27 protein-coding genes are annotated in these 24,614 nt (G+C 73.4%); 10 read left to right on the top strand and 17 right to left on the bottom strand.

The annotated features are described in order from the left end of the window. Position 1: 1 nt before the first annotated feature. On the bottom strand, positions 2-361 hold the full coding sequence (locus AB0447_RS20845) for a cupin domain-containing protein (RefSeq protein ID WP_366478171.1): 360 nt from the start codon (positions 359-361) through the stop codon (positions 2-4). A 49-nt stretch (positions 362-410) separates the two neighbouring features. Here AB0447_RS20845 and AB0447_RS20840 point away from each other — a divergent pair, with 49 nt between their 5' ends. After that, positions 411-1,202 (top strand): AraC family transcriptional regulator, encoded by a 792-nt coding sequence (locus tag AB0447_RS20840; RefSeq protein WP_366478170.1) that lies wholly within the window; start codon positions 411-413, stop codon positions 1,200-1,202. Between the two features lie 7 nt (positions 1,203-1,209). Here the strand turns inward: AB0447_RS20840 and AB0447_RS20835 are convergent, their stop codons facing one another. Together AB0447_RS20835 and AB0447_RS20830 are read right to left on the bottom strand one after the other, a co-directional pair. Beyond that, the gene (locus tag AB0447_RS20835) at positions 1,210-2,574 is read right to left on the bottom strand and encodes a carboxyl transferase domain-containing protein (RefSeq protein WP_366478169.1); all 1,365 of its coding nucleotides are present in this window, start codon (positions 2,572-2,574) and stop codon (positions 1,210-1,212) included. Positions 2,575-2,583: 9 nt separating this feature from the next. After that, positions 2,584-3,282 (bottom strand): LysE family transporter, encoded by a 699-nt coding sequence (locus AB0447_RS20830; protein WP_366478168.1) that lies wholly within the window; start codon positions 3,280-3,282, stop codon positions 2,584-2,586. A gap of 70 nt (positions 3,283-3,352) precedes the next feature. On the opposite strand from AB0447_RS20830, the gene AB0447_RS20825 reads away from it, so the two are divergent. Beyond that, positions 3,353-3,808 carry an Lrp/AsnC family transcriptional regulator gene (locus AB0447_RS20825; protein WP_366478167.1) on the top strand — a complete coding sequence of 152 codons (456 nt, stop codon included), beginning with the start codon at positions 3,353-3,355 and terminating at the stop codon, positions 3,806-3,808. A 99-nt stretch (positions 3,809-3,907) separates the two neighbouring features. Here AB0447_RS20825 and AB0447_RS20820 read toward each other — a convergent pair whose 3' ends face one another. Both AB0447_RS20820 and AB0447_RS20815 read right to left on the bottom strand, forming a co-directional pair. Further along, positions 3,908-5,506, bottom strand: coding sequence for a GAF domain-containing protein (locus tag AB0447_RS20820; RefSeq protein ID WP_366478166.1), 1,599 nt, complete (start codon positions 5,504-5,506; stop codon positions 3,908-3,910). Next, a complete protein-coding gene (locus AB0447_RS20815) occupies positions 5,503-6,540 on the bottom strand; it encodes a rod shape-determining protein (RefSeq protein ID WP_366478165.1) in 1,038 nt (345 codons plus the stop codon). Before AB0447_RS20815 ends, AB0447_RS20820 begins: the two co-directional genes overlap by 4 nt. Before the next feature lie 200 nt (positions 6,541-6,740). Between AB0447_RS20815 and AB0447_RS20810 the strand changes: the two genes are divergently transcribed. Next, on the top strand, positions 6,741-7,445 hold the full coding sequence (locus AB0447_RS20810; protein ID WP_366478164.1) for a triacylglycerol lipase: 705 nt from the start codon (positions 6,741-6,743) through the stop codon (positions 7,443-7,445). Positions 7,446-7,456: 11 nt separating this feature from the next. On the opposite strand, the gene AB0447_RS20805 is transcribed toward AB0447_RS20810, so the two are convergent. After that, entirely contained in the window at positions 7,457-7,981 is a 525-nt protein-coding gene (locus tag AB0447_RS20805) for a hypothetical protein (protein WP_366478209.1), read from the bottom strand. Between the two features lie 233 nt (positions 7,982-8,214). Between AB0447_RS20805 and AB0447_RS20800 the strand changes: the two genes are divergently transcribed. Then, on the top strand, positions 8,215-8,919 hold the full coding sequence (locus tag AB0447_RS20800; protein WP_366478163.1) for a hypothetical protein: 705 nt from the start codon (positions 8,215-8,217) through the stop codon (positions 8,917-8,919). Between the two features lie 46 nt (positions 8,920-8,965). Here AB0447_RS20800 and AB0447_RS20795 read toward each other — a convergent pair whose 3' ends face one another. Beyond that, positions 8,966-9,388: a MarR family transcriptional regulator gene (locus AB0447_RS20795; RefSeq protein ID WP_366478162.1), complete on the bottom strand. Its 423-nt coding sequence runs from the start codon at positions 9,386-9,388 to the stop codon at positions 8,966-8,968. Positions 9,389-9,482: 94 nt separating this feature from the next. Here AB0447_RS20795 and AB0447_RS20790 point away from each other — a divergent pair, with 94 nt between their 5' ends. The 3 genes from AB0447_RS20790 (at position 9,483) to AB0447_RS20780 (ending at position 12,005) form a co-directional block, all read left to right on the top strand. Continuing rightward, positions 9,483-10,511 carry an NADP-dependent oxidoreductase gene (locus AB0447_RS20790; RefSeq protein WP_366478161.1) on the top strand — a complete coding sequence of 343 codons (1,029 nt, stop codon included), beginning with the start codon at positions 9,483-9,485 and terminating at the stop codon, positions 10,509-10,511. 63 nt (positions 10,512-10,574) lie between these two features. Then, positions 10,575-11,000 carry an organic hydroperoxide resistance protein gene (locus AB0447_RS20785; protein ID WP_366478160.1) on the top strand — a complete coding sequence of 142 codons (426 nt, stop codon included), beginning with the start codon at positions 10,575-10,577 and terminating at the stop codon, positions 10,998-11,000. A 78-nt stretch (positions 11,001-11,078) separates the two neighbouring features. Then, positions 11,079-12,005, top strand: a complete 927-nt coding sequence (locus tag AB0447_RS20780) for an EI24 domain-containing protein (RefSeq protein WP_366478159.1) — start codon at positions 11,079-11,081, stop codon at positions 12,003-12,005. Between the two features lie 7 nt (positions 12,006-12,012). On the opposite strand, the gene AB0447_RS20775 is transcribed toward AB0447_RS20780, so the two are convergent. From AB0447_RS20775 to AB0447_RS20760, 4 genes are all read right to left on the bottom strand, one after another. Continuing rightward, positions 12,013-12,192 carry a hypothetical protein gene (locus tag AB0447_RS20775; protein WP_366478158.1) on the bottom strand — a complete coding sequence of 60 codons (180 nt, stop codon included), beginning with the start codon at positions 12,190-12,192 and terminating at the stop codon, positions 12,013-12,015. Positions 12,193-12,214: 22 nt separating this feature from the next. Beyond that, positions 12,215-12,934, bottom strand: coding sequence for a carbon-nitrogen hydrolase family protein (locus tag AB0447_RS20770; protein ID WP_366478157.1), 720 nt, complete (start codon positions 12,932-12,934; stop codon positions 12,215-12,217). A 41-nt stretch (positions 12,935-12,975) separates the two neighbouring features. Beyond that, the gene (locus tag AB0447_RS20765) at positions 12,976-13,683 is read right to left on the bottom strand and encodes an intradiol ring-cleavage dioxygenase (RefSeq protein ID WP_366478156.1); all 708 of its coding nucleotides are present in this window, start codon (positions 13,681-13,683) and stop codon (positions 12,976-12,978) included. Between the two features lie 154 nt (positions 13,684-13,837). Next, on the bottom strand, positions 13,838-14,422 hold the full coding sequence (locus AB0447_RS20760) for a TetR/AcrR family transcriptional regulator (protein ID WP_366478155.1): 585 nt from the start codon (positions 14,420-14,422) through the stop codon (positions 13,838-13,840). A 154-nt stretch (positions 14,423-14,576) separates the two neighbouring features. Between AB0447_RS20760 and AB0447_RS20755 the strand changes: the two genes are divergently transcribed. After that, positions 14,577-17,060: a glycoside hydrolase family 3 C-terminal domain-containing protein gene (locus AB0447_RS20755; protein WP_366478154.1), complete on the top strand. Its 2,484-nt coding sequence runs from the start codon at positions 14,577-14,579 to the stop codon at positions 17,058-17,060. A gap of 137 nt (positions 17,061-17,197) precedes the next feature. Here the strand turns inward: AB0447_RS20755 and AB0447_RS20750 are convergent, their stop codons facing one another. Beyond that, positions 17,198-18,118 carry an SGNH/GDSL hydrolase family protein gene (locus AB0447_RS20750; protein ID WP_366478153.1) on the bottom strand — a complete coding sequence of 307 codons (921 nt, stop codon included), beginning with the start codon at positions 18,116-18,118 and terminating at the stop codon, positions 17,198-17,200. Positions 18,119-18,369: 251 nt separating this feature from the next. Between AB0447_RS20750 and AB0447_RS20745 the strand changes: the two genes are divergently transcribed. After that, positions 18,370-18,864: a DUF3145 domain-containing protein gene (locus AB0447_RS20745; RefSeq protein ID WP_366478152.1), complete on the top strand. Its 495-nt coding sequence runs from the start codon at positions 18,370-18,372 to the stop codon at positions 18,862-18,864. 54 nt (positions 18,865-18,918) lie between these two features. Here AB0447_RS20745 and fabF read toward each other — a convergent pair whose 3' ends face one another. From fabF to AB0447_RS20720, 5 genes are all read right to left on the bottom strand, one after another. After that, entirely contained in the window at positions 18,919-20,184 is a 1,266-nt protein-coding gene (gene fabF, locus AB0447_RS20740) for a beta-ketoacyl-ACP synthase II (protein ID WP_366478151.1), read from the bottom strand. Between the two features lie 78 nt (positions 20,185-20,262). Then, positions 20,263-20,511, bottom strand: a complete 249-nt coding sequence (locus tag AB0447_RS20735) for an acyl carrier protein (RefSeq protein WP_366478150.1) — start codon at positions 20,509-20,511, stop codon at positions 20,263-20,265. A gap of 57 nt (positions 20,512-20,568) precedes the next feature. Further along, complete coding sequence (locus AB0447_RS20730) at positions 20,569-21,573, bottom strand: ketoacyl-ACP synthase III (RefSeq protein ID WP_366478149.1); 1,005 nt, start codon at positions 21,571-21,573, stop codon at positions 20,569-20,571. A 19-nt stretch (positions 21,574-21,592) separates the two neighbouring features. Further along, positions 21,593-22,522 (bottom strand): ACP S-malonyltransferase, encoded by a 930-nt coding sequence (locus AB0447_RS20725; protein WP_366478148.1) that lies wholly within the window; start codon positions 22,520-22,522, stop codon positions 21,593-21,595. An 89-nt stretch (positions 22,523-22,611) separates the two neighbouring features. Continuing rightward, on the bottom strand, positions 22,612-23,787 hold the full coding sequence (locus tag AB0447_RS20720) for a helix-turn-helix domain-containing protein (protein ID WP_366478208.1): 1,176 nt from the start codon (positions 23,785-23,787) through the stop codon (positions 22,612-22,614). Between the two features lie 122 nt (positions 23,788-23,909). Between AB0447_RS20720 and AB0447_RS20715 the strand changes: the two genes are divergently transcribed. Further along, complete coding sequence (locus AB0447_RS20715) at positions 23,910-24,602, top strand: pirin family protein (protein ID WP_366478147.1); 693 nt, start codon at positions 23,910-23,912, stop codon at positions 24,600-24,602. Positions 24,603-24,614: the final 12 nt, after the last annotated feature.

The raw sequence follows: 24,614 nt of genomic DNA, 5'->3' as shown, positions 1-24,614 counted from the left end.
GTCAGGCGTCCACCGGTTCCACGGTGCGGTCGCCGCCCGCCGAGCCGGTGTTGGTGGTGCCGGCCGGCTCGAAGAGCAGGATGGACACCTCCTCCTCGGCCACGGGGCAGTGCTCGACCCCGCGCGGTACGACGTACAGCTCGCCGGGGCCGAGGACCACGTCCCCGTCCCGCAGCCGGATGGTCAGCTCCCCGCTCACCACGAGGAACAGCTCGTCGGTGTCCTCGTGGCTGTGCCAGATGAACTCCCCTTGGATTTTGGCCGCCTTGACCTCGTAGTCGTTGATCCGGGCGATGCGGCGGGGCGCCCAGTGCTCGTCGAATCCGGCCAGCTTCTCCGCGATGTTCACTGTCTTGTCCATGGCGGCAGCCTGCCCGCCGGGCTGCGGTCCGGTCTTGTACGTTCCTGACATGAGCGTCTTGGCGTGGCGGCCGGAACTGCCGGGCATCACCGAGGTGTTCCACGCCCGGTTCACCGACCACGCCTATCCGGCCCATGTGCACGACACGTGGGCGCTGATGATCGTCGACAGCGGCCGGGTCGACTTCGCGCTGGACCGTGCACGGCACGGGGCGGGCCTGCCGGAGACGGTCGTGCTGCTGCCGCCGGGGGTGGTGCACGACGGCCGGACCGTCACCGAGGCGGGCGTCCGCAAGCGGGTGCTGTACCTGGACACCTCGGTGCTGCCGGCCGGGCTGACCGGGGCCGCGGTGGACGCGCCCCTGCTGTACGACGCGGCGCTGCGGGCCCGGATCCACGGGCTGCACCGGGCGCTGGGCGGGCGGGAGCTGTTCGAGGCGGAGTCGCGGCTGGCCTTCGTGCGGGAGCGGTTGCGGCAGCGGCTGTCCGGGCGGGGGCCGGCCGGGGCGCAGCCGCCGGGCGTGCGGCTCGCCGTACGGCTGCGCGAGCTGCTGGACGCGCGGGCCGTCGAGGGGATCACCCTGCGGGAGGCGGCAGCGGTGCTGGGGGAGGCGCACCCGACGCATCTGGTCCGGTCGTTCAGCCGGGCCTTCGGGCTGCCGCCGCACGCGTATCTGACGGCGCGGCGGGTGGAGGCGGCGCGCCGGCTGCTGCTCGCCGGGATGCGGACGGCGGAGGTGGCCGCGGCGGTGGGGTTCCACGACCAGGCGCACCTCACCCGGCATTTCGGGCGGCACGTCGGGGTCACCCCGGCGCGGTTCGCCCGATCGGGCCGGTCGTGAACCTCCGTCAGCCCTTTTCGCGTTCCACGATGCCCCGGGCGACCCCCAGGTCCACCAGGTCCCGGGGGCGCAGGCGGAGCTGGTCGGCGGTGGCCGGGGCCTGGTCGGCGGGCCGTTTGAGGATGGCCGCGGCCAGTTCGGGGGCGATGACGGAGAAGTAGCTGTCCGGGGTGACCCAGGTGTTGCCGGGAGCGGCGAGCGCCAGCGCCCCGCCCGAACCGCCCTCGCCGATCAGCAGGGTGGTGACCGGGACGGTCGCCGCGGCCAGCGCCGCGAAGGCGTCCGCGATGGCCGCCCCGGCGCCGGCGTGCTCGGCCGCCGCGTCGTTGGCGGCGCCCGGGGTGTCCACCAGGGTGAGCACCGGGATGCCGAGCCGGTCCGCGAGCCGGATCAGCCGGGCGGCCGTCCGGTAGCCGGCCGGGCGGGTGGCGGTGCCGCACTGGGCGGCGTACCCGATGGCCCGGCCCTCGCGGAGGCCGAACCCGCACAGCATGCCGGGGTCGGTGCCGCCCGCCCGGTCCCCGGAGAGCGGCAGCCGCGCCTCGAAGTACGCGTCCAGGTACGCCCCGGCCCGCGGCCGGTCCGGGTGCCGGGCCAGGCGGACCGCTTCCCAGCCGGTCTCCGGTCCCGTTACGCCGTCCAGCCGGCCCAGGGCTGCGGGTGGCTCGGCCGGCCGCGGCTCGGGCCCGCCGCCGGTACCCAGCAGGCCCAGCCAGGCGGCCAGGGTGTCCCGGAGCTCCGCCGCCGGCACCACGGCGTCCACCTGCCCGGCGGCGTACTGGCCCTCGGCGGTGTAGGCGGCCGGATCGGCGTCGGCGGGCCGGACCCGGGACCCGGCGAAACCCACCTGGGCGCCGGGCAGGGCCAGCACCACGTCCGCGCCGGCGCCGAGGGTGGCCCAGCCGCCCCCGGTGGTGGGATCGCGCAGCACCGCGATCTGCGGCAGCCCGGCGGCCCGGGTCAGCACCGACTGGCGGGCCACCCGCTGAAGCTGGGTGAGGGCCGGCATGCCCTCCTGCATGCGGGAGCCGCCGGTGGCGATGAGGGAGACGAGGGGAAGGCGGCGGTGCCGGGCGTGTCCGTAGGCGGCCTCGAGCCGGTCGCCGGTGCGCTCGCCCAGGGACCCGCCGAGGAACCCGAACTCGAAGGAGATGACGACGGCTTCCCGGCCGCCGACGCGGGCGGTGCCGACCACGACGGACTCCCGCTCGCCGGTGCGGGCTGCGGCCCGGCCCCGGGAATCGTCGTAGCCGGACCAGCCGATCGGCCCGTCCGGGCCGGACCGCCTTTCCGGGACGGCGAGTTCGGCGAAGCTGCCGGGATCGGCGAGGGAGTCGAGGGCCGCGCGGGCGGAGGTGCGGGTCACGGTCACGGGGCCACCCTAGGCGGGCCAGGGGAGCGGCAGGGCCACTTTCACGGCGTAGGCGGCGACGAGCCCGTAGCCGAGACGGAAGCTCCAGTTCCGCACGGCGGGGGAGATCCGGGCCCCGGCGAACGCACCGAGCAAGGCGAGGAACTGCTGCCAGAGGAGCGAGGCGAGCAGCACCCCGGCGACAAAGGCGGTGGCGGCGGCGCCGGTGGCGAGGCGGGCGCCCTGGGCGGTGGTGAGGGCCGCGAAGTAGAGGGCGGTGGTGGGGTTCACGGCGGTCAGCGCGACGTACCGCAGGAAGACCCGCCACACTCCGGGTCCTCCGGCCACGGGTCCTGCGGCCACGGGTCCTGCGGCCACGGGTCCTGCGGCCCCCGGTCCGTTCGGCGCGGATGGCGCGGGCGGAGCCTGGGTGCGGGAGGACCAGAGGCCTCGGGCGGCGATGGCCAGGAGGATCACCGCGGCGGCCAGCCGGACCCATGCCTCGACCGGGGCCACGTGCGAGGCCACCCACGGGCCCAGGGCCACCGCCAGGGCGGCGTAGCCGAAGTCGACCACCGCGATTCCCGTCGCACCCGCGACCGCCGCCCGGCGCGAGCGGATCGCCTCCTGGAGCAGGAGCACGCTCATCGCACCCATCGGCATCGCCACGCCCAGGCCCGCGGCCGCTCCGGCCAGGGACGGGGCCGTCCATGTAGTGAGGTCGGTCATGGCGGCAAGCCTGGGAGCGCGACGGGGAAACACGCGGGTGCATATCGGCCTCGGCTGAGAGAATCGCGGTATGGACCGCCTCGACCGAGAGATCCTCGGCATCCTGCAGCAGGATGCGCGGATCTCGTACCGCGATCTCGGCGTCCGCGTCGGGCTCAGCGCCAACGCCGCCGCCGACCGGGTGCGCCGGATGCGCCGGGACGGGGTGATCCGCGGGTTCACCGTCCTGGTCGACCCGGCCGCCGACACCCGCGGCGGACTGGTCGTCTTCATCGACGTCACGCTGCGCCTGGACACCACCAACGACGCGTTCGAGCAGGCCATCACCCGGCTGCCCGGCATCACCGAAGCCGTGCACGTCACCGGCGCGCACGACTACCTCGTCCGTGCCCGCGCCGCCGACCCGGCCGCTCTGGACGTACTGCTCCGCCGGCTCAAGACGGAGGCCGGGGTCGCCCAGTCCAGCACCCGGATCGCCCTCCGCGCGGCCAACCGCCCACCGGGCGGCAGCCGACCGGAGGGCTGAACAGGGACCGACGACCAGGGCTGAACAGAGGCCGACGTCCAGGGCTGAACAGGGGCCGACCGGGGCTGAACCGAGGCTGACCAGGGCGACCGGGGCCGACTAGAGGGCCGACTCCCAGGTCACCGTCGTGCCCCGGGTGCCCGCCTCGGTGCGGCCGTCGTCCGTCACCGTCAGCCGCACCTTCGCCGGGTCCGCATCGACCTCCACCTCGACCGAGGAGACCTGGGCCCGCCGGTGCGCGGCTGCCAGCGCGCCGCGGAGGGCGGCCAGGAGGCCGGTCGCCACCGGGTCCGGAACCAGCGCGTCCACCGCCCCCGCGAAGTGCACCGAGGGCTGGAAGCCGAACAGCACCCCCGCACCGCCGGTCTCCCGCAGCACCCGCCCGCGGAAGGTGGCCGGCGCGTCGGTCGGCGGCTGCTGGAGGGCGAAGATGGCCGTCCGTACCTCCTGGATCGTGGAGTCCAGCTCGTCCACCGCACGGCCCAGGTCATCGCCCACCGCGTCGACCGCCGCATCGCCGCCCGCCTCCCCGGCGGCCGCGGCCGCGGAGCGCCGCCGGGTGCTCTCCAGCATCATCTCGGTCGCGAACAGCCGCTGGACCACCAGATCGTGCAGGTCGCGGGCGATCCGGTCGCGGTCCTCGTACACCGCCAGCTGCTCCCGGTCGTGCTGGGCGTCCGCCAGGACCAGCGCCAGCGCGGCCTGGGAGGCGAACTGTGAGGCCAGCAGCCGGTCCACCGCGTCGTACGGGCGGCCGCCGCGGGCCCGCGGCAGCGCCAGCGTGCCGATCAGCTGTCCGCCGCTCTGGAGCGGGAGCATCATGCTGGGGCCGAACCGCTCTCGCACGTGCGTGGTCATCCGGGGGTCCGTCGCCGAGTCCTCGACGAAGACCGGTTCGCCGCCCAGCAGCTGCTCCAGGACCGCGCTGCCGGGGGCGATGGCGGTGCCGACCAGGTCACCGGGGTCGCCTTGGGTGGAGGCGGCCACGATCTCCATGCCGCCCTGGGGCGTCGGCTGGAGCACCACCCCTGCCGCCGCGTCCGCCAGCAGCCGGGCCCGTTCCGCCACGCACATCAGCGCGTCCGCGGCCGGCCGCCCGGCCAGCAGGGTGGTGGTGACGGCGGCCGCGCCCTCGATCCAGCGCTCCCGGCGGCGGGCGGTGTCGTACAGCCGGGCGTTGCCGATCGCGATGCCGGCCTGGGAGGCGAGGACCCGCAGCAGGGCCAGGTCCTCGTCGGTGAAGGGGTCGCCGCCGTGTTTGTCGGCCAGGTAGAGATTGCCGAACACCTCGGTGTGGACCCGGATCGGGACGCCGAGGAAGGAGCTCATCCCGGGGTGGCCGGGTGGGAAGCCCGCCGACCGGGGGTCCTCGGAGATCTTCGGCACCTTCAGCGGGCGCGGATCGCGGATCAGGGCGCCGAGGAGGCCGGAGCGGCCGTCCGGCAGGTGCGGGATCCGGGCCCGTTCCTCCTCGGTCATGCCCGCCGTGAACAGTTCGGTCAGCCGGGCGCGCTCGGGGTCCACCACCCCGAGCGCGCCGTACCGGGCCGAGCACAGCTCGGCGGCCGACTCCACGATGTGCTGGAGGGTGGAGCGCAGTTCGAGTTCCGAACCGACACTCAGTACGGCCTCCAGCAGCATCGGCAGGCGGGGCCGCTCCGCGGGCTGTGCGGGGGCGTCCGCCCGTCCTTCGGTCATTCGGCCAGCGGGTTGAGGACCATCGGGGCGATCTTCCCTTCCAGCATGGCGCCCAGGCCCAGGACGGCGCACACGTCGGGCCGTTCCGCGATGGCCACGGGCATGCCGGTCGCGTCCCGCAGCATCTGGTCCAGGCCCGGCAGCAGGGCACTGCCTCCCACCATCATGATCCCCCGGTCCGTCAGGTCGGCGACCAGGTCCGGCGGGCAGTCCCGCAGCACCTTGCCGATGCCGTCCAGAACGGCGGTCAGGGGGGTGTGGATGGCGTCGCGTACCGCCGCCGTGTCCACGTGCACCGAGCGGGCGAGGCCGGTGGCCACGTCCAGACCGTGGATGAGGGTGGAGGCGGGCCCCTCCGGGGTGATGCCGTTGCCGTGCAGGGCCAGCTGGAGCGGCCGTACGGCCTGGCTGGGCAGCATCAGCTCGTGGGCGTGGCGCAGGTGCTGGACCACCGCGTGGTCGATGGCCTCGCCGCCCACCGGCACCCGCTGGGCGGTCACCACGGATCCGAGGGAGAGGACCGCGACCTGGGTGGCCGCCGCCCCGCACACCATGATCATCGTCGCGGTGGGCTGTTCCACGGGCAGGCCGCAGCCGACGGCCGCAGCGATCAGCGTGTCGACCAGTTCGACGCGCCGGGCGCCGAGCCCGACCAGGGTCTCCACGGTGGCGCGCTGGGCCAGTGGGTCGGCGTCGTGCGGGGTGCAGGCGGCGGCGCGCAGCCGGGGCTTGCGGCGCAGGGCGCGCCGCAGCTTCTCGCCGAGGAGGTGGCGCAGCATCCGCTGGGCCATTTCGATGTCGACGACGGTGCCGCCGGAGACGGGGCGGACCACTCGGATGTAGTCGGGGGTGCGGCCGGTCATCCGTTCGGCGAAGGAGCCGACGGCAATGAGTGCACCGGTGCGCGTGTTGACGGCGGCGACACTGGGCTCGTCGACCACCAAGCCGGCGCCCTTGACGTACACGCGGGTCCGCGCCGCTCCCAGGTCGACGGCGACGTGGCAGCGGCGCAGCTGCTCAAGACTGACGGTCACGGCAGATCCTCCCGGGAGCGCTGACGCAAGAAGACCGGCGGCCTGCCGGTCACAGTTGCCATCTTTCGCGCAAAACGGTCTAACGGCTTGTTGGGTTGCTCCGTCAGGGGTGCTGCACGGGGGTGGTTTTCTGTACCGACAGGCCGCAGCATGCCCCCACTACCCGCGCTACTCGTGCGTAACAAGGTAAGGGGGACCCGATGCTGACGGCTCGACAGAAACTGGCGGCGCTCCTGACGCTCTGCCCGGCACTGCTCGCGCCGCTGCCCGCCGAGGCAGCCGGCCGTACCGCCGACCGGGCGGTGGGCCAGGCCCGCAATCCGGTGGTCCTCGTCCACGGCTACAACGCCGACCCGGGCGTCTGGGGAGCCTTGCGCGAAGACCTGCGGGCTGCCGGGTACACGGACTCCGAACTGTTCTCCTGGGGTTACGACACCCACCGGTCGGTCAACGAGGTGCTGTCGGGCCAGCTCGCCGGGTACGTCGAGGAGGTGCGCCGGCAGACGGGGGCGGCAAAGGTCGACGTGGTCGCCCATTCGTTCGGGTCGCTGGTCAGCCGCTGGTACGTGAAGTTCGGCGGCGGCTCCGCGACCGTCGACCACTGGGTCTCCCTGGCCGGCCCCAACCACGGCACCTCCACGGCATGGGCCTGCGCGCTGTGGGACCAGGCCTGCAAGGACATGACCCCGAACTCCTACGTCCAGAAGAACCTGGCCGCCGGGGACGAGACCCCGGGCGCGGTCAAGTACGCCACCTTCTGGTCGAACTGCGACGAGGTCATCAACCCGGACTCCAGCGTGCCGCTGACCGGCGCGCAGAACACGGGCGTCGGCTGCCTGAAGCACAACGACCTGCTCGGCGACGACGCGACCTCGGCCGGAGTCCGCGCCTTCCTCGCTTCCTAGCTCTTGCCCCCTCAGTCCTCGTGGCCGGTTTCCGGGGAGGCGTCCACCCGCTGGAGCAGGCCGTGGGTGAACTCGGCCACGCAGGGCCGCCCGGCCACGGTGAAGGCCAGCCGCCACCGGGTCGGCGCGCTCCCCTCCATCGGCCGCACCGGGGCGAAGGCGCGCGCCACCTCGTCCACCGTCGCCGACCAGGGCCGCAGGTCCTCCAGCGAGCGCAGTACGGGCCCCCGGGCGCCGGGGGCCCGGACCAGCCACTCGTTCCACACCGCCCCGTCGGGCCCGGCCAGCACCTCGAAGCGCAGGTCCGGCCAGAGCGGCACCGGCCACAGCAACGCCTCGCACTCCACGTCCCCGAGGGTGCGGGCGGTGGCCGACTCGGGCGGGCCGAGCACCGAGCGGTAGCGGGCCAGGGCGCCGCGCGAGCGGGGCGAGCGCACCATGGCCTGCCACTGCTTGTTGGCCTCGCGCTGCTCGGCGAGGGTGGCGCCGAGCCGGAGCCGGGCCTGTTCGGCGAGGTCGGGCTGGAAGTCGGACATCCGGCGCAGCAGCACCAGCTGGAAGGCGGTGGGGCCGAATTTCAACACAGGATCCTTACGTTCTCGGGATACGGATGTTGCTGAACACCGCATAGCCTGCGGGCGCCATGGACTACTGCCCCGCCTGTCGCAGGTACCTCAACGGCGCGCTGGCGTGCGCCGGATGCGGGACCCCGGCCGAACTCCTGCCCGCAGCGCCGTCCGCTGCCGTGCCCGGGCCCGCGCCTGTCCCCATGCCCGCGCCGGCCGCCCCGTACGCCTCGTACAGCGGGTACGAGGCGGAGCAGTCGCCGGCCGACGAACTCGCGATCGTCCTCGGCGGTCCCTATCAGGGCAGTGGCCGGGGCCGGGGGCAGGCGCGCCGCCGGGCGGTCCACCGCCGGCGCCGCCGGACGGCGCTGACCATCGGGCTGGGGCTGGCCGTCGCCGTGGGCGGCTCGCTGGCGCTGGCCCGGATCACGGTCGACGGCGAGCGCCGGGACCGGGCCTCCACGGTGGTCCTGCAGGACGACATGGAGCAGCCGGACCAGCCCGCGCCCGAGGGCTCGGTGGAGGCGCCGACCGTGGCGCCCTCGCTGGGGAAGGCCCCGAAGGCCTCGGCCAAGCCCGGCCGGACCGGTACGGCTGCCGCGACCGTGGGGGTCGTCGGAGCGTCGGGCGTGCCCGCGGGCACCGCTTCCGGGGAGCCGCTGGAGGACCCGCCGGAGCTGCCCGAGGAGTCCGCCTCGGCGTCGCCGGAACCGAGCGGATCGACGAGCGCGGATGCTTCGCCGAGCTCCTCCGCCAAGCCGTCCACGCCCAAGCCGGCCGCGCCCAAGCCGGGCGGCAACCAGACGAGCAAGCCCAAGCCTCCGCCGCCGCCCCCGCCGCAGCCGGAGCCCGAACCGGAGCCCGAGCCCGAGCCCGAGGAGACGTGTTTCCTCTGGGTCTGCTGGTGAGCCTCGGCTAGGTGTGCCGGGCCGGGGCCGGGGCCGGGCCCGGGGCTCAGGCCAGCATGCGCTTGAGCAGGTCGCGCAGCACCACCCGCTCGGCCGTGGACAGCCCGGCCAGGGGCTCCCGGGCGAAGCCGAGCGACTCGCGCAGCTGCTCGGCCGTGGCCAGGCCCTCCTCGGTGGGAGCGGCCATCTTGACCCGGCGGTCGGCCGGGTCCGGGCGGCGTTCGACCAGACCCCGGCTCTCCAGCCGGTCCACGATGCCGGTCACGTTCGACGGCTCGCACTTGAGCCGCTCCGCGATCCGGCGCATCGGCAGCGGCTCCAGGGACAGCAGGCCGAGCAGTTTGGCCTGGGCTCCGGTGAGCTGGTGGCGGGCGGCCGCGTGCTCGTACTCCTCGTGGTACCGGGCCACGACGGAGGCGATGAGGTCCACGACTTCGAGGGTGACGGGGTCGATGCGGCTACTGGGCATGGGACGAGTCTACCCATTTGCTTGACAACATGAAATATCAAGGAGCATGGTTGTTTCACCGCCTGAAGCAATTCCTCCGAACGGGAGCCTCGTCATGTCCGATCTTTCCGCGCTTCCTGCCGTCAGCCGCGAGTGGCACCTGGTGGCCCGCCCGCAGGGCTGGCCGACCGCCGCAGACTTCGCCCTCCGCGAGGTGCCCGTGGCCGCCCCCGCCCCGGGCCGGATCCTGGTGCGCAACCTGCACATGTCGGTGGACCCGTACATGCGCGGCCGGATGAACGACGTGAAGTCCTACGTCCCGCCGTTCCAGCTCGACCGGCCCATGGACGGCGGCGCGGTCGGCGAGGTCGTCGCCTCCGAAGCCGAGGGCTTCGAGGTCGGCGACCACGTGCTGCACCAGCTCGGCTGGCGCGAGTACGCGGACCTGGACCCGAAGTACGCCGTCAAGGTCGACGGCTCGCTCGCGCCGCTCTCCACCTACCTCGGCGTGCTGGGCATGCCCGGCCTGACCGCCTACGCCGGCCTCTTCGAGACCGCCTCCTTCAAGGAGGGCGACGCCGTCTTCGTCTCCGGCGCGGCCGGTGCGGTCGGCAGCCTGGTCGGCCAGTTCGCGAAGATCAAGGGTGCCTCCCGGGTCATCGGCTCGGCCGGCTCGGACGAGAAGACCGAGCTGCTCACCGGGAAGTACGGCTTCGATGCCGCCTTCAACTACAAGAACGGCCCGGTGGGCGAGCAGCTCAAGGCCGCCGCCCCCGAGGGCATCGACGTCTACTTCGACAACGTGGGCGGCGACCACCTGGAAGCGGCGATCTCCTCCCTCAACCTGCACGGCCGGGCCACCCTCTGCGGTGCGATCGCCCAGTACAACGACACCGAGCCGGCCCCCGGCCCGCGCAACCTGGTGGCCGTGATCGGCAAGCGGCTGCGGCTCCAGGGCATCTTGGTCAGCGACCACTACGGGATCCAGGACCAGTTCGTGAAGGACGTGGCCGGCTGGCTGCGGAGCGGGGAGCTCCGGTACGACGAGACCGTCGTCGAGGGCATCGAGAACGGGGTGGACGCGTTCCTCGGAATGCTGCGCGGTGAGAACACCGGAAAGATGATCGTTTCTTTCACCGGTTAGGCTCTCTGCACACCGCCACGACCGTGGGCGCGAGTCGCGGCGCACATCAGGAGGATCTTCTACATGTCCATCCAGCAGTCCGACGTGCTGTACACCGCTGTCGCCACCGCCGAGAACGGCCGTGACGGCCGCGTCGCCACCGCCGACGGCCAGCTCGACGTCGTCGTGAACCCGCCGAAGGAGATGGGCGGCAGCGGCGCCGGCACCAACCCGGAGCAGCTGTTCGCCGCCGGCTACAGCGCCTGCTTCCAGGGCGCCCTCGGTGTCGTCGCCCGCAACGAGAACGCCGACATCTCCGGCGCCACCGTGACCGCCGAGGTCGGCATCGGCAAGAACGACGACGGCTTCGGCATCATCGTCAAGATCGTCGCCTCGATCCCGGCCGTGGACCAGGAGCGTGCGAAGGACCTCGTGGAGAAGGCCCACCAGGTGTGCCCCTACTCCAAGGCCACCCGCGGCAACATCACCGTGGAGCTCGGCGTCGCCTGACGCCTGCCCGCACGGACGCGAGCGAGAAGAGGCCGTACCCCCCGCCGGGGGGTGCGGCCTCCGCCGTAAGCTGCCCCCATGCGTGATTTCGGTGGGGGATTCGGCTATCTGCTGGCCGGACAGAAGTGGGTGTTCCGGCACGGCCGGTGGTTCGGATTCGGGCTGCTGCCCGGACTGGTGGCATTCGTCCTGTACGCGGCGGCGCTGACCGGGCTCGGCTTCGGCGCCGACGACCTGGTCGCCTGGGCCACCCCGTTCGCCGAGGACTGGTCCTCGCCCTGGCTCGGCCTGTTCCGCGGCTTCCTGACCGCCCTGCTCTTCTGCCTCGGCCTGTTCCTCGCGGTGATCACCTTCACCGCCGTGACCCTGCTGATCGGCGAGCCGTTCTACGAGTCCCTGTCCGAGCAGGTGGAGCGCAGCGAGGGCGGCAACGTCCCGGAGTCCGGCCGGTCCCTGGTGCAGGAGCTGTGGATCTCCCTCAGGGACAGCCTGCGGGTCCTCGGCCGGGTGCTGCTCTACGGCATCCTGCTCTTCGCCCTCGGCTTCGTCCCGCTCCTGGGCCAGACCGTGATCCCGGTCATAGGCTTCTGCGTCTCCGGGTTCTTCCTCACCCTCGAACTCACCGCCGTCGCCCTCCAGCGCCGGGACGTCGGCCTGGACCGGCGGCTCGCCCTGCTGCGCGGCCGGCGCGGGCTGGCGCTCGGCTTCGGAGTCCCGCTGGTGCTGGCCTTCCTGGTGCCGCTGGTCGCGGTCTTCCTGATGCCGGGCGCGGTGGCGGGCGCCACCCTGCTGGCGCGGGACCTGCTGCCCGAGGAGCCCGCGCCGGACCCGGAGCCGGAGCCGGGCAGGGACACCGCCTACGGGTCCGAGGCCGGCCCCGGCACTGCGTACGGCCCCGGCACTGCGTACAGCTCCGGCACTGCGTACGGCTCCGGCCCGGCCCAGGGCCCGGGCCCCGGCACGGCCCCGGCCACCGGCTTCGGCCCGCCCCCGCCGGGCTACTAGCCGGCGGTCAGGCCGCGCCCGTGCCGCGCAGCACGGCGGCCGGGTCCGCCTCGCCGGTCGCCTCGCCGGCCGGCACCTCCAGGGCCGCCCGGTGCGCCTCGAAGGCCTCCCGGCACCCGCTGCAGAACACGTACCCGCCGGCCTCAACGAGGCGCCGGCCCCGCTCGGCGCATGGGGCGGCAAGCACCTCTCCGACACTCCCCAGGGGGCTAGCCGTCCGCCTCCGGGATCTCGGCGACGGCCACGGAGGCGGTACGGCCGTCCGCCTCGGCCAGCAGCGCGCCGCCCGGGGCCCAGACGGCCGCGCCGCCGCAGCCCGTCCACGGGCCGGCCGGGCCGGTGTGGTTGGCGAGCGCCACGTACAGGCCCTGCTCCCGCGCGATGGCCGGGTAGGTCTCGGCCCGCTCCCGGACCCCGGCACCCGTGCCGTAGAGGGAGCTCGCCAGGTGGACCCGGCAGCCGTCGGTCGCGCCGCGCGCGCAGAGCTCGGGGAAATGGTTGTCGAAGCAGACGGCCAGGGCGAAGCGGATGCCGCCGAGCTCGAAGCGGCCGTCCCGGTCGCCCGCGGCGAACACCTCGCGCTCCTGCTCGTACAGGTGCTGCTTCGCGTACGTGGTGACCAGCGCGCCCGAGGCGTCGAACACCAGGCTGGCGAGGGCCGGCCGCGGCCCGCCGGTGCGCACGGCGCAGTTGACCACGGTGGCCACGCCGGTGGAGCGCAGCGGGTCCAGGCGCGGGTCCTCCGGGTCCACCCAGAGGCCGGGATCGGCGGCCAGCGCGGGCAGTTCGTAGCCCGTGAGCGCCAGTTCGGGGAAGAGGACCAGCTCTGCTCCCCGTTCGCGGGCCAGGCCGGCCAGGGAGACGAGGCGGTCGACGTTGGCCGGTATGTCGGCGGGGGTGCAGCAGAGCTGCGCGGCGGCGATCTTCATCCGGCCAGCATCTCAGCCCCCTCGCCGGGCGGTTCGCCGGTTCAGGCGATGCCCACCGTGTACGCGGCCCGGTATCCGGGGCCGTCCGCGACCGGGGCCAGGGTCATGGCGCGGCCGTTGGCCCGGTAGCGGCTGTCGCGGCCGTTGGGCTGGGCAGGGGCCTTGCGGCGGGCGTACGGCTGCGCCGCGTACACCTTCAGCAGCATCTCCTCGGGGAGGTAGAACACCGAGGTCGACGTGGACCGGCCGGCGGAGCGCACCTTGAAGTGGATGTGCGGGGCCAGCCCCGCGTACCAGCCGGGCACGATCGTCCTGAACACACAGCGGCCGGCGCTGTCGGTGACCTGGGTGCCGCGCAGGTACGCGGCCTTGCCGGTCGAGTACTCGCCCGCCGAGTCGGCCTGCCAGACGTCGACGGAGACCCCCGGCAGGGGCTTGCAGCCCGAGCCCGTCCCGACCACGGTCAGCTCCAGCCGCAGCGGCACCCCCGCCTGCCCCTCGGTGATGTCCGAGCGGAGCCGTTCCCGGCTGACGTAGTACGGCCCCTCGCCCGACTCCGTCACCAGGACGCAGCCCGGGACCGGGCTGCCGCTGCCCGAGGGCAGGGCAGCCGGAACCGCCGGCTCCCGGCCCTGCGCGCGCTGTGCGGCCGGGCCGGAGCAGGCCGCGGCCAGGCCGGCGAGCCCGGCCGTCCCGGCGACCAGCAGGAGCGTACGACGGCTGGGCCGGGAGGTTCCGTACTCGGTCATCCGAACTCCTCACAGGTGCTCCGGGGACCGTCCCGCCCGGACGGCCGCCCACAGCGCCCACCGTGCCGCACCCCGCCCGCCGGTCCCGCCACCGACACGGCCGCCCGCCCCCGGATGGACCCGGTCAGGCGCGGCCGGGCGCGGCCGGGCACAGTCAGGCGACGCCGCGGTCGCCGCCGTGCAGCAGGGTGAGGAAGGCCCGGAAGGCCGCCGGCATGTCCACTGAGGCCGGGTCCAGCAGCCACTGGTACTGGAGGCCGTCCATCACCGCCGTCAGCAGCGGGGCCGCCGCCTCCGGGGTGAGGCCCGAGGGCAGCCGGTCGCCGAACTCGGCGCGCAGCACCGCCGCCATCTCCGCCCGGACCTGCGCGTAGCGGTCGGTGAAGAACTCCCGGGCCGGATGACCCTCCGTCACGCTCTCGCCCAGCAGGGCCGAGAAGGTCTGCACGATGCCCGGCCGCATCGCGTTGTAGTCGACCAGGGAGGCCAGCAGGTCCAGGCGCCACTCGCCGGCCGCGGCCCGGGAGCCGCCCCCGGTGTCCCAGCGGTCGCGCTCCTCCAGCACCGCGACCAGCAGCGCCTCCTTGGTCGGGAAGTAGTGCAGCAGACCCTGCTGGGTCAGGCCCACCCGCTCGGCGACCGTGTTCAGGGAGGCGCCCCGGTAGCCGCGCTCGGCGATCACTTCGAGGGCCGCGCGCACGATCTCGCCGCGCCGCTCCTCGCTCCTGGCCCTCGGCATCCGCGTCCCTTCCTTCCGTGAACGACCGTCAGCAGCCGTCAGCAGGACCGTACGGCATACGAAATATCACGAGTAGATCACAAAGCCTACCGATTGACAGGTAACGGGTCCACGATGGACGCACCCGCACAGCACTCGATGAGGAGGCTCGGCCGTGACCGATGCCGATCAGACCCGCCAGGACGCCGTGGAAGCCGCGCTCGGCAAGCTCGATCTCGACACCAAGGCCCGGCTGCTGGCCGGCCAGGACATGTGGACCCTGCCCGCGATCCCCGGGATCGGGCTGCGCTCCCTGGTGATGTCCGACGGCCCGATCGGCGTCCGCGGCGTCCGCTGGACCGCCGACGACCCCTCGATCGCCCTGCCCTCCCCGACCGCGCTCGCCGCGGCCTGGGACCCCGAAACGGCCCGCCGGGCCGGCCGGCTGCTGGCCCAGGAGGCCCGCCGCAAGGGCGTGCACGTCCTCCTCGCGCCCACCGTCAACCTGCACCGCTCCCCGCTCGGCGGCCGCCACTTCGAGTGCTACTCCGAGGACCCGTACCTCACCGGCGAGATCGGCACCGGCTACGTCCGCGGGGTCCAGGAAGGCGGAGTGGGCACCACCGTCAAGCACTTCGTCGGCAACGACGCCGAGACCGAGCGGTTCACCGTCGACAGCGTCATCGCCCCCCGCGCGCTGCGCGAGCTCTACCTCGCCCCCTTCGAGGCCATCGTCGCGAACGCCCACCCCTGGGGCATCATGACTGCCTACAACCAGGTCAACGGCACGACCATGACCGAGCACCGGTACCTGGTCAACGAGGTCCTGCGCGGCGAGTGGGGGTTCGACGGGTACAACGTCTCCGACTGGATGGCCGCCCGCTCCACCACCGGCGACATCCTCGGCGGCCTCGACGTGGCCATGCCCGGCCCCCAGACCGTGTACGGTCCGGCGCTCGCCGAGGCCGTGCGGGCCGGCGAGGTCCCGGAGGACACCGTCGACGAGGCCGTCCGCAACGTGCTGCGGCTGGCCGCCCGGGTGGGCCTGCTGGAGGGCGCCCCCGCCGTGGTCGCCGAGCCCCCGCAGGCCGTCGACGGGCAGGCGCTGGCCCGCGAGATCGCCGCCCGCGGCTTCGTCCTCGTCCGCAACGAGGGCGCCGAGCTGCCCCTCGACGCCACCGGAGCCCGTACGGTCGCCCTCATCGGCGCGGCCGCCCGCGACGCCCGCGTCCTCGGCGGCGGCTCCGCCACCGTCTTCCCCGAACGGGTCGTTTCCCCGCTGGACGGCCTCACCGCCGCCCTCCCCGCCGGCTCCCTCACCTACGCCGTCGGCGCCGACCCCAGCGAGGAACTCAGCCCCGCCGACAAGGGCTTCGAGCTGCGCGCCGTCTGCCGGGACGCCTCCGGCGCCGTCCTCGGCGAGGGCAGCCTGCCCTCCGGCCAGGTGCAGTGGATCGGCGACGACCTGCCGGCCGGCGCCGCCTACGACACCATGGCCTCCATCGAGGTCACCGGCACCTTCACCCCCCGCGAGACCGGCGAACACGCCTTCGGCACCCGCGGACTCGGCGCCTTCACCCTCTCCGTCGGCGACACCGTCGTCTGGGACGGCATCCAGCAGATGAGCGACGAGGCCGATCCCTTCGAGGCCTTCTTCGGCGCGCCCAGCGAACGCGGCCGGGTCACCCTCACCGCCGGCGAGCCCACCGAGGTCTCCCTGCTCTTCCAGGTGCCCGACATGAGCACCCTGCCGCTCAAGGCGATCATGTTCTCGCTGCTCCACCTCGGCCCGCGGCGCGACCCCGACGAGCTCATCGCCGAGGCCGTGGCCGCCGCCCGGGCCGCCGACACCGCCGTCGTGGTCGTCGCCACCACCGAGCGCGTGGAGTCCGAGGGCTTCGACCGCAAGGACCTGACCCTGCCCGGCCGGCAGGACGACCTGGTCCGCGCGGTGGCCGCGGTCAACCCGCACACCGTGGTGGTCGTCAACGCGGGCTCCCCGGTGGAGCTGCCCTGGCGCGAGGAGGTCGCCGCCGTGCTCCTGACCTGGTTCCCCGGGCAGGAGGGCGGGGCCGCGCTGGCCGACGTACTCCTCGGCGAGGCGGAACCGGGCGGGCGGCTGCCCACCACCTGGCCCGCCGCCCTCGCCGACGCCCCGGTCACCGAAGTGGTCCCGACCGGGGGTCGGCTGGAGTACCGGGAGGGCCTGTTCATCGGCTACCGGGCGTACGAGAAGGCGGGCATCACCCCCGCCTACGCCTTCGGCCACGGACTCGGCTACACCGACTGGGCGTACGAGTCCCTGGAAGCCGTCGCCGGTGCCGACAGCGCCGACAGCGCCGACGGTGCCGACGCCACGGGCGCCACGGTCCGGGTACGGCTCACCAACACCGGCAGCCGGCCCGGCCGCGAGGTGGTCCAGGTCTACCTGGCCCCGGCCGAGGACGGCCACGGCCGGCCGGCCGTCTGGCTGGCCGGGTTCGCCGGCGTCGAGGCGGGCCCCGGCGAGACCGTAGAGGCCGAGATCGCCCTGCCCGGCCGCGCCTTCGAGATCTGGGACGAGCAGGCCGGCGGCTGGCAGCGGATCGGCGGCAGCTACCAGATCCGGGCGAGCCACTCGTACGCCGACACGCGGCTGACCGCCACCCTCCACCTCTGACCCGGAAGATGGCCGAAAAACCACCCTGAACCGGACCGGGAGCGGCACCTGACAGCCGCTCCCGGTTCCGCACCTCCGGACTGCCCCCGACTGCGCCCGGACTGGCCCCGGACTGCGCCGGGCCGGGCCTGGACGGCCTAGATGGGCGGCTCGGCGGCCGTCACCTGCCGGTGCGCCAGTTCCGCGAGCCGGGCCTGCCCGTTCTTGCCCGGGTGGAACCAGTCCCAGCGGCTCAACTGCTCGACCGAGAACGGGTACTGGAACACCGCGCCGCCGTCGTAGCGGCACAGCGCGTCCTTCGCGCACACCTCGCGCAGCGCCTCGTTGTACGCCACCACCCGCGCCCGCACCTGCTCCCGCCGGGCCACCGCGGCCTTCGTCACCGACCCCGCGTCCGCCAGCATCGACGGGCAGATCCCCAGCTTCCAGATCCGCCGGCCCAGCGGGCTGTCCTTGCCCGTCTCCCACAGCCGCAGCAGGTCCGGCACGCTGGACACGTACACCTGGGCCTTCGGCGCGGCCTTGCGCAGCTCCGCCAGGCCCTTCTCGAAGCCGGACCGGAACTCGGCCACGGGGGTCATCGCCGAAGCCGTCGGGCGGCAGGCGTCGTTCGACCCGACCATCACCGTGACCAGGTCCGGCCGGTGGCCGGCCGCCGCCGCCAGCTGCGCGGGCAGGTCCGCCATCCGGGAGCCGGTGGCCGCGTAGTTCCAGCTGCGCGCCGGGGCCTCGGCGCTGCCCAGCAGCCGGCTGGCGAGGGACTGGACCTCAGGGTCGTTCCCGGTCGCCCAGGAGGCCTCCGGGCAGTCCGCGAGGACCGAACAGGCATCGAAACCACGGGTGATGGAGTCACCCACAGCGGCGATGGACGCGGGTGAGGTGTTCCAGCGCGGAGCGGGGGCGGGGGAGGGGCGCGCGGCGTCCTGCGCGCCCCGCTCCCCGCCGGACCCGCTGCCCCCGGCCTGACAGCCCGTGACCGTCCCGACCAGCACAACTGCCGCGGCCGCCGCGCCCGCGAGGGCGGTCCGCGCGCGCCGGCGCTCGGTGGTGGTGCGCATCGCGTGATCCCCTCCCTCGTCGTCCGCGGTCTTCCCGGGACGTCCCGCCGGGTGAAAGCTCTGTGTTTCCCTGGCCCTGGACCGACCGTACGTCACACCGGGACCCCTGGCGCACGGTAGCTTTTTCCCGTGGCGTTTCGGCCGCAGGGCCCGTGACGCAATGTCTGATCGTTTCCGGTAAATTACATCACGTCACATACTGTCCGTTTTCAGGAGTTTCTTCCCGACCTCGTCCCACACTGGAGGTCCCGGTGACGACACGTGGAGTTCTGTACGTGCATTCCGCACCGCGCGCGCTCTGCCCGCACGTGGAATGGGCGGTCGCGGGCGTGCTCGGGGTGCGGGTGAACCTCGACTGGATCAGGCAGCCCGCCTCGCCGGGCACCTGGAGAGCCGAGTTCTCCTGGCAGGCCGAGCCCGGCACCGCCTCGAAACTCGCCTCGGCCCTGCGCGGCTGGCATCTGCTGCGCTTCGAGGTCACGGCCGAACCCTGCCCCACCGCCGAGGGCGAGCGCTACAGCTCCACCCCCGCCCTGGGCATCTTCCACGCCGTCACCGGCATGCACGGCGACATCCTGATCCCCGAGGACCGGCTGCGCGCCGCGCTCGCCCGGTCCGCCCGCGGCGAGACCCAGCTCGAGGCGGAGATCGCCAAGCTGCTCGGCAAGCCCTGGGACGACGAGCTCGAGCCCTTCCGCTACGCCGGCGAAGGAGCCCCGGTGCGCTGGCTCCACCAAGTGGTCTGACCACGCGGAAGGCCCACCCGGATCCCGGGTGGGCCTCGTGCGTCCCAGACGGCGTCAGACGGTACGGAACGCCAGGGTGACGTTGTGTCCGCCGAAGCCGAAGGAGTTGTTGATCGCGGCGATCGTGCCGTCGGCCGGCAGCTTGCGCGGCTCGCCGACCACGATGTCGGCGTCGATCTCGTCGTCCAGCTCGTCCACGTTGATGGTGGGCGGGGCCAGCCGGTGGTGCAGCGCCAGCACGGTCGCGACGGTCTCGATACCGCCCGCGCCGCCCAGCAGGTGACCCGTCATCGACTTGGTGGCGGAGATCGCCACGTGGTCCAGGTCCTCGCCCAGAACCTTCCGCAGCGCCTTGATCTCGGCGATGTCGCCCTGCGGCGTGGACGTGGCGTGCGCGTTGAGGTGAACCACCTCGGACGGCTTCAGACCGGTGTTGTCGAGCAGGTTCTGCACCGCCGCCGCGACACCGCGGCCGGTCGGCTCGGGCTGCGCGATGTGGTGCGAGTCGGCCGACAGGCCCTGGCCCAGCACCTCGCAGTACACGCGGGCGCCGCGCGCGGCAGCGTGCTCCGCGGACTCCAGGACCACGACGCCCGCGCCCTCGCCGAGCACGAAGCCGTCACGGCCCTTGTCGTACGGACGGGAGGCCTTGGTGGGCTCCTCGTTGTTCTTGGACATCGCCATCATGTTGGCGAACGCGGCGATCGGCAGCGGGTGGATCGCCGCCTCGGTGCCGCCCGCGATGACCACGTCGGCACGGCCGGTACGGATCATCTCGACGGCGTAGCCGATGGCCTCGGCGCCCGACGCACAGGCGCTGACCGGGGTGTGCACGCCCGCCTGGGCGTTCACCTCCAGGCCGACGTTGGCGGAGGGGCCGTTCGGCATGAGCATGGGGACGGTGTGCGGGGAGACCCGGCGCACACCCTTTTCCTTCAGTACGTCGTACTGGTCGAGCAGGGTGGTGACACCGCCGATGCCGGAGGCGATCACGGTGCCCAGACGCTCGGGGGCGATGGAGGCGTCCTCGCCCGCCGGGGCGGTGTAGCCGGCGTCGGCCCACGCCTCCTTGGCCGCGATCAGCGCGAACTGCGCCGAGCGGTCCAGCTTGCGGGCCAGGGGCCGGGGCAGAACCTCGCTCGGGTCGACGGCGGCCGGCGCGGCGATGCGGACCGGGAGTTCGGCGAAGCGCTCGCCCTCCAGGGGCTTCACGCCGGAACGGCCGGCCAGCAGACCTTCCCAGGTCGATGCGCTGTCGCCACCCAGCGGAGTGGTTGCGCCGATACCGGTGACGACCACGGTGCGATTGGTCGGGCTCACAGGAATTCTTTCTCCACGTGTAGAGGGTGCTGAATTGTCACGGCGCCACCGCCGGGTGGCGACAAACGCTCGTCAGGGTCAGCCCTGGTGCTTGAGGATGTAGGCCGCGGCGTCGCCGACGGTCTTCAGGTTCTTGACGTCCTCGTCGGGGATCTTCACGTCGAAGCGCTCTTCGGCGGCGACGACGACCTCGACCATGGACAGCGAGTCGACGTCCAGGTCGTCGGTGAAGGACTTCTCGATCTCGACGTCCTCGACCGGGATGCCCGCGATCTCGTTGACGATGTCCGCGAGACCGGCGACGATCTCTTCCTGCGTGGCGGCCATGTGGCGCTCCTTCTATAGCTATCTGGGTGGAACCGGGCGGGGAACGATCCCCCTGCCCTAGGGGAGGGTAACGACCGTCGCGGCGTAGACGAGTCCCGCCCCGAAGCCGATGACGAGTGCGGTGTCGCCGCTCTTCGCCGCTCCGGTCGCCAGGAGCCGCTCCATCGCGAGCGGAATCGAGGCGGCCGAGGTGTTGCCGGTGGTTTCCACGTCGCGGGCGACCGTGACGTGCTCCGGCAGTTTCAAAGTCTTCACCATCGAGTCGATGATCCGCATGTTTGCCTGGTGCGGAATGAAGACATCCAGGTCGTCCGCGGTGATCCCGGCCGCGTCGAGCGCCTGCTGGGCCACCTTGGCCATCTCGAAGACGGCCCAGCGGAACACCGCCTGGCCCTCCTGCGTGATGGCCGGGAACTTCTCGCCGCCGTCGGCACCGCGGTACTCGTCCCACGGCACGGTCTGCTTGATGGTCTCGGACTTGTCGCCCTCCGAACCCCACACGGTGGGGCCGATGGCCGGCTCCTCCGAGGGGCCGACGACCACGGCGCCGGCGCCGTCGCCGAACAGGAAGGCCGTCGCGCGGTCCTCCAGGTCGGTCAGGTCCGAAAGCCGCTCCACGCCGATGACGAGTACGTACTCGGCGGAACCTTCCACCACCAGGCCCTTGGCCAGGGTGAGGCCGTAGCCGAAGCCGGCACAGCCCGCCGAGATGTCGAACGCGGCGGGCTTGCCCGCCCCGATCCGGTCGGCGATCTCGGTCGCCACGGCCGGGGTCTGCTTGAAGTGCGAGACCGTCGAGACGATCACGGCACCGATCTGCTCCGGGGAGATCCCGGCGTCGGCCAGGGCCTTGCCCGACGCCTCCACCGACATCGCGGCCACGGTCTCCTGCGGGGAGGCCCAGTGGCGGGTGGCGATGCCGGAACGGGAGCGGATCCACTCGTCGGACGAGTCGATCGTCTCCAGGATCACCTCGTTGGGCACCACCCGGGTCGGCCGGTAGCCGCCGACCCCGAGGATGCGGGCGTAAGGGGAGCCCTTGGCAGGCTTGATCTTCGACATGCTGTGTGGGCTCCTTCTTTCAGACCGAGAGCTCGGCGACGAGCGCCGCGGCCTTTTCAAGGTCGTCCGGGGTCTTGAGGGCCACGGAGGGAACGCCCTTGAGGGCTCGCTTGGCCAGACCCGTCAGGGTGCCACCGGGGCACAGCTCGATGATCCCGGTGACGCCGCGTCCGGCGAAGGTCTCCATGCACAGGTCCCAGCGGACCGGGTTGGCGACCTGGCCGACCAGTCGGGCGACGACCTCGGCGCCCGTGGAGACGGCCTGACCGTCCTTGTTCGAGATGTACGCCACGGTCGGGTCGGCGGTGGTGAGGGCCTGCGCGGCCTCCTCCAGCTTCGCCACCGCGGGGGCCATGTGGTGGGTGTGGAAGGCGCCCGCGACCTTGAGGGCGACGACCTTCATGCTGCCCTCGGGCTTGTCGGCCTCCAGGGCGGCCAACTGCTCCAGGGTGCCGGCGGCCACGATCTGCCCGGCGCCGTTGATGTTGGCGGGGGTGAGCCCCAGCTTCTCCAGGTGCGCCACGACGACGTCCTGGTCGCCGCCGAGGACCGCGGACATGCCGGTCGGGGTGGCCGCGGCGGCCTCCGCCATGCCCTGCCCGCGCTTGCGGACGAAGGACAGGGCGTCCGCTTCGCTCAGCACACCGGCGAACGCGGCGGCCGTGATCTCGCCGACGCTGTGGCCGGCGACCGCGCCGGGCGCGATCCCGCCGGGCACGGCGTCGCCGAGCGCGGCGGCCGACAGCAGACCGGCCGCCACCAGCAGGGGCTGTGCCACGGCCGTGTCGCGGATCTCGTCCGCGTCGGCCTTGGTGCCGAAGTACGCGAGGTCGAGGTCAATGGCCTTGGACCAGGCGGCGACACGCTCGGCGGCGCCGGGAAGGTCGAGCCAGGGAGTCAGGAAGCCGGGCGTCTGAGCGCCTTGGCCGGGAGCGACGAGTACGAGCACCCTCACACTCTCTCTTGTGTTCGGTCCGCCCCGCCCGTGGGGACAGGGACGAAGAACCGTCGGGGGAATTGTTGATGTCCGACAAAAGTCTAGGACTGCTGATCTCCGTCGGCCAGACGCCCGAGGATCAGCGCGATCCGCAGAGTGAACGCAGAGCGGACATCCGAGGGCGACCAGCCGGTGACGTCGGTCACACGTCGGAGCCGGTAGCGCACGGTGTTGGGGTGCACAAACAGCATCCGAGCTGCACCTTCGAGGCTGCTCGCCTGCTCCAGGTACACGCTGAGCGTCTCGAGCAAAGCTGAGCCCGCTTCTTCAAGCGGTCTGTAGATCTCCTCCACCAGCTGCTCGCGCGCCGAAGGGTCGGAGGCGATCGCGCGCTCCGGCAGCAGATCGTCCGCCAGGACCGGCCGGGGCGCGTCCTGCCAGGCCTGGCAGGCCTTCAGGCCGGCCGCCGCGGCCTGCGCGGACCGGGTCGCCGCCATCAGGTCCGGCACCACCGGCCCGGCCACCACCGGTCCGGCCGCAAACGGCCCGATCAGCGATTTCGCGACCTGGAGCGGATTGTCGCTGCCGCCCGCGATGACGACGAGGCGGTCCCCGAGCACCCCGGTGAGGACCTGGAGCTTGGCGTGCCGGGAGGCCCGGCGGATCGCCTCGACGGTCAGTTCGCTGTCCCCGTCCGGCGCGGTGCCCAGCACCACGCACACGTGCTCCGGCGAGTTCCAGCCCAGCGCCGCGGCCCGCGACAGGGCGCCCTCGTCGGCCTCCCCGGACAGCACCGCGTTGACCACCAGGGACTCCAGACGGGCGTCCCAGGCGCCGCGGGCCTCCGCCGCCTGCGCGTACACCTGGGCGGTGGCGAAGGCGATCTCCCGGGCGTAGACGAGCAGCGCCTCGCGCAGGATCGACTCGTCGCCCGGCGCGGCCACCTCCTCGATGGCCGTCTCCATCACCTCGATGGTCGTCCGGACCATCTCCACGGTCTGGCGCAGCGTGATCGCCCGGGTCAGCTCGCGCGGAGCCGTGCCGAACACGTCGGTCGAGATCGCCTGCGGGGTCTCGGGGTGCCGGAACCACTCCGTGAACGCGGCGATGCCGGCCTGGGCGACCAGACCGATCCAGGACCGGTTCTCCGGGGGCATCGCCCGGTACCACGGCAGCGTCTCGTCCATGCGGGCGATCGCGTTCGCGGCCAGCCGCCCGGCGGACTTCTCCAGCCGGCGCAGCGTCGCGGTGTGCGGATGGACGGGCTGCGCGGGCAGGTGCGCGGGCCCTGGCTGGGGCGCGTGCTCGGGGGAATGGTCACGTTCGGGTTGGGGCACGGGACAAGACTGCCTTATCCGGGCGGCCCGGCGGACTCCCGGGGCCCGCTACCGTGGCGGTCATGATGGAAGTACGCCGTGGCGCGGACCGGTACCGGGGCGGGGACGAGGCGGCCGGCATCGACACCCGGCACGCCTTCTCCTTCGGCAGTTTCTACGACCCGGACAACCTGCGCTTCGGACCGGTCCTCGCCGTGAACGAGGAGACGCTGGCCCCCGGCGCGGGCTTCGACGAGCACCCGCACAGCCACACCGAGATCGTCACCTGGGTGGTCGAGGGCGAGCTGACGCACAAGGACACGGCCGGCCACACCGGCACCGTCCGCGCCGGCGACCTGCAACACCTGAGCGCGGCCGGCGGGGTGCGGCACGTCGAGCGCAACGACGGCACCGAGCGCCTGCGGTTCGTGCAGATGTGGCTGGCGCCCACCGGTTCCGGCAACACCGCGGAGGCTGCCGACGCCGCTGACGGACCGGCGTTCGAGCCCTCGTACGCGATCGTCCGTGATGCCGCGGACGGCACTCCGTACGCCGTGCCGGCCGCCTCGGCGGTGCTGCACGTGCGGCGCCCGGGCGCCGGCGAGCGGATCGCCGTACCGGCCGCACCCCGGGTGTACGTGCACGTGGTGCGCGGGGACGTGCGGCTGGACGGGGTGGAGCTGGGGCCCGGGGACTCGGTGCGGATCACCGGCGTGGAAGGCCTGGAGATCCTGGCCGGGTCCCCGGGGGAACTGCTGGTCTGGGAACTGCCCTAGGGGTGTCCGGCC

This window comes from Streptomyces sp. NPDC051211 (assembly GCF_040689505.1).
GTDB lineage: Bacteria > Actinomycetota > Actinomycetes > Streptomycetales > Streptomycetaceae > Streptomyces.
This window is presented reverse-complemented; position numbering and strand designations above follow the sequence as displayed.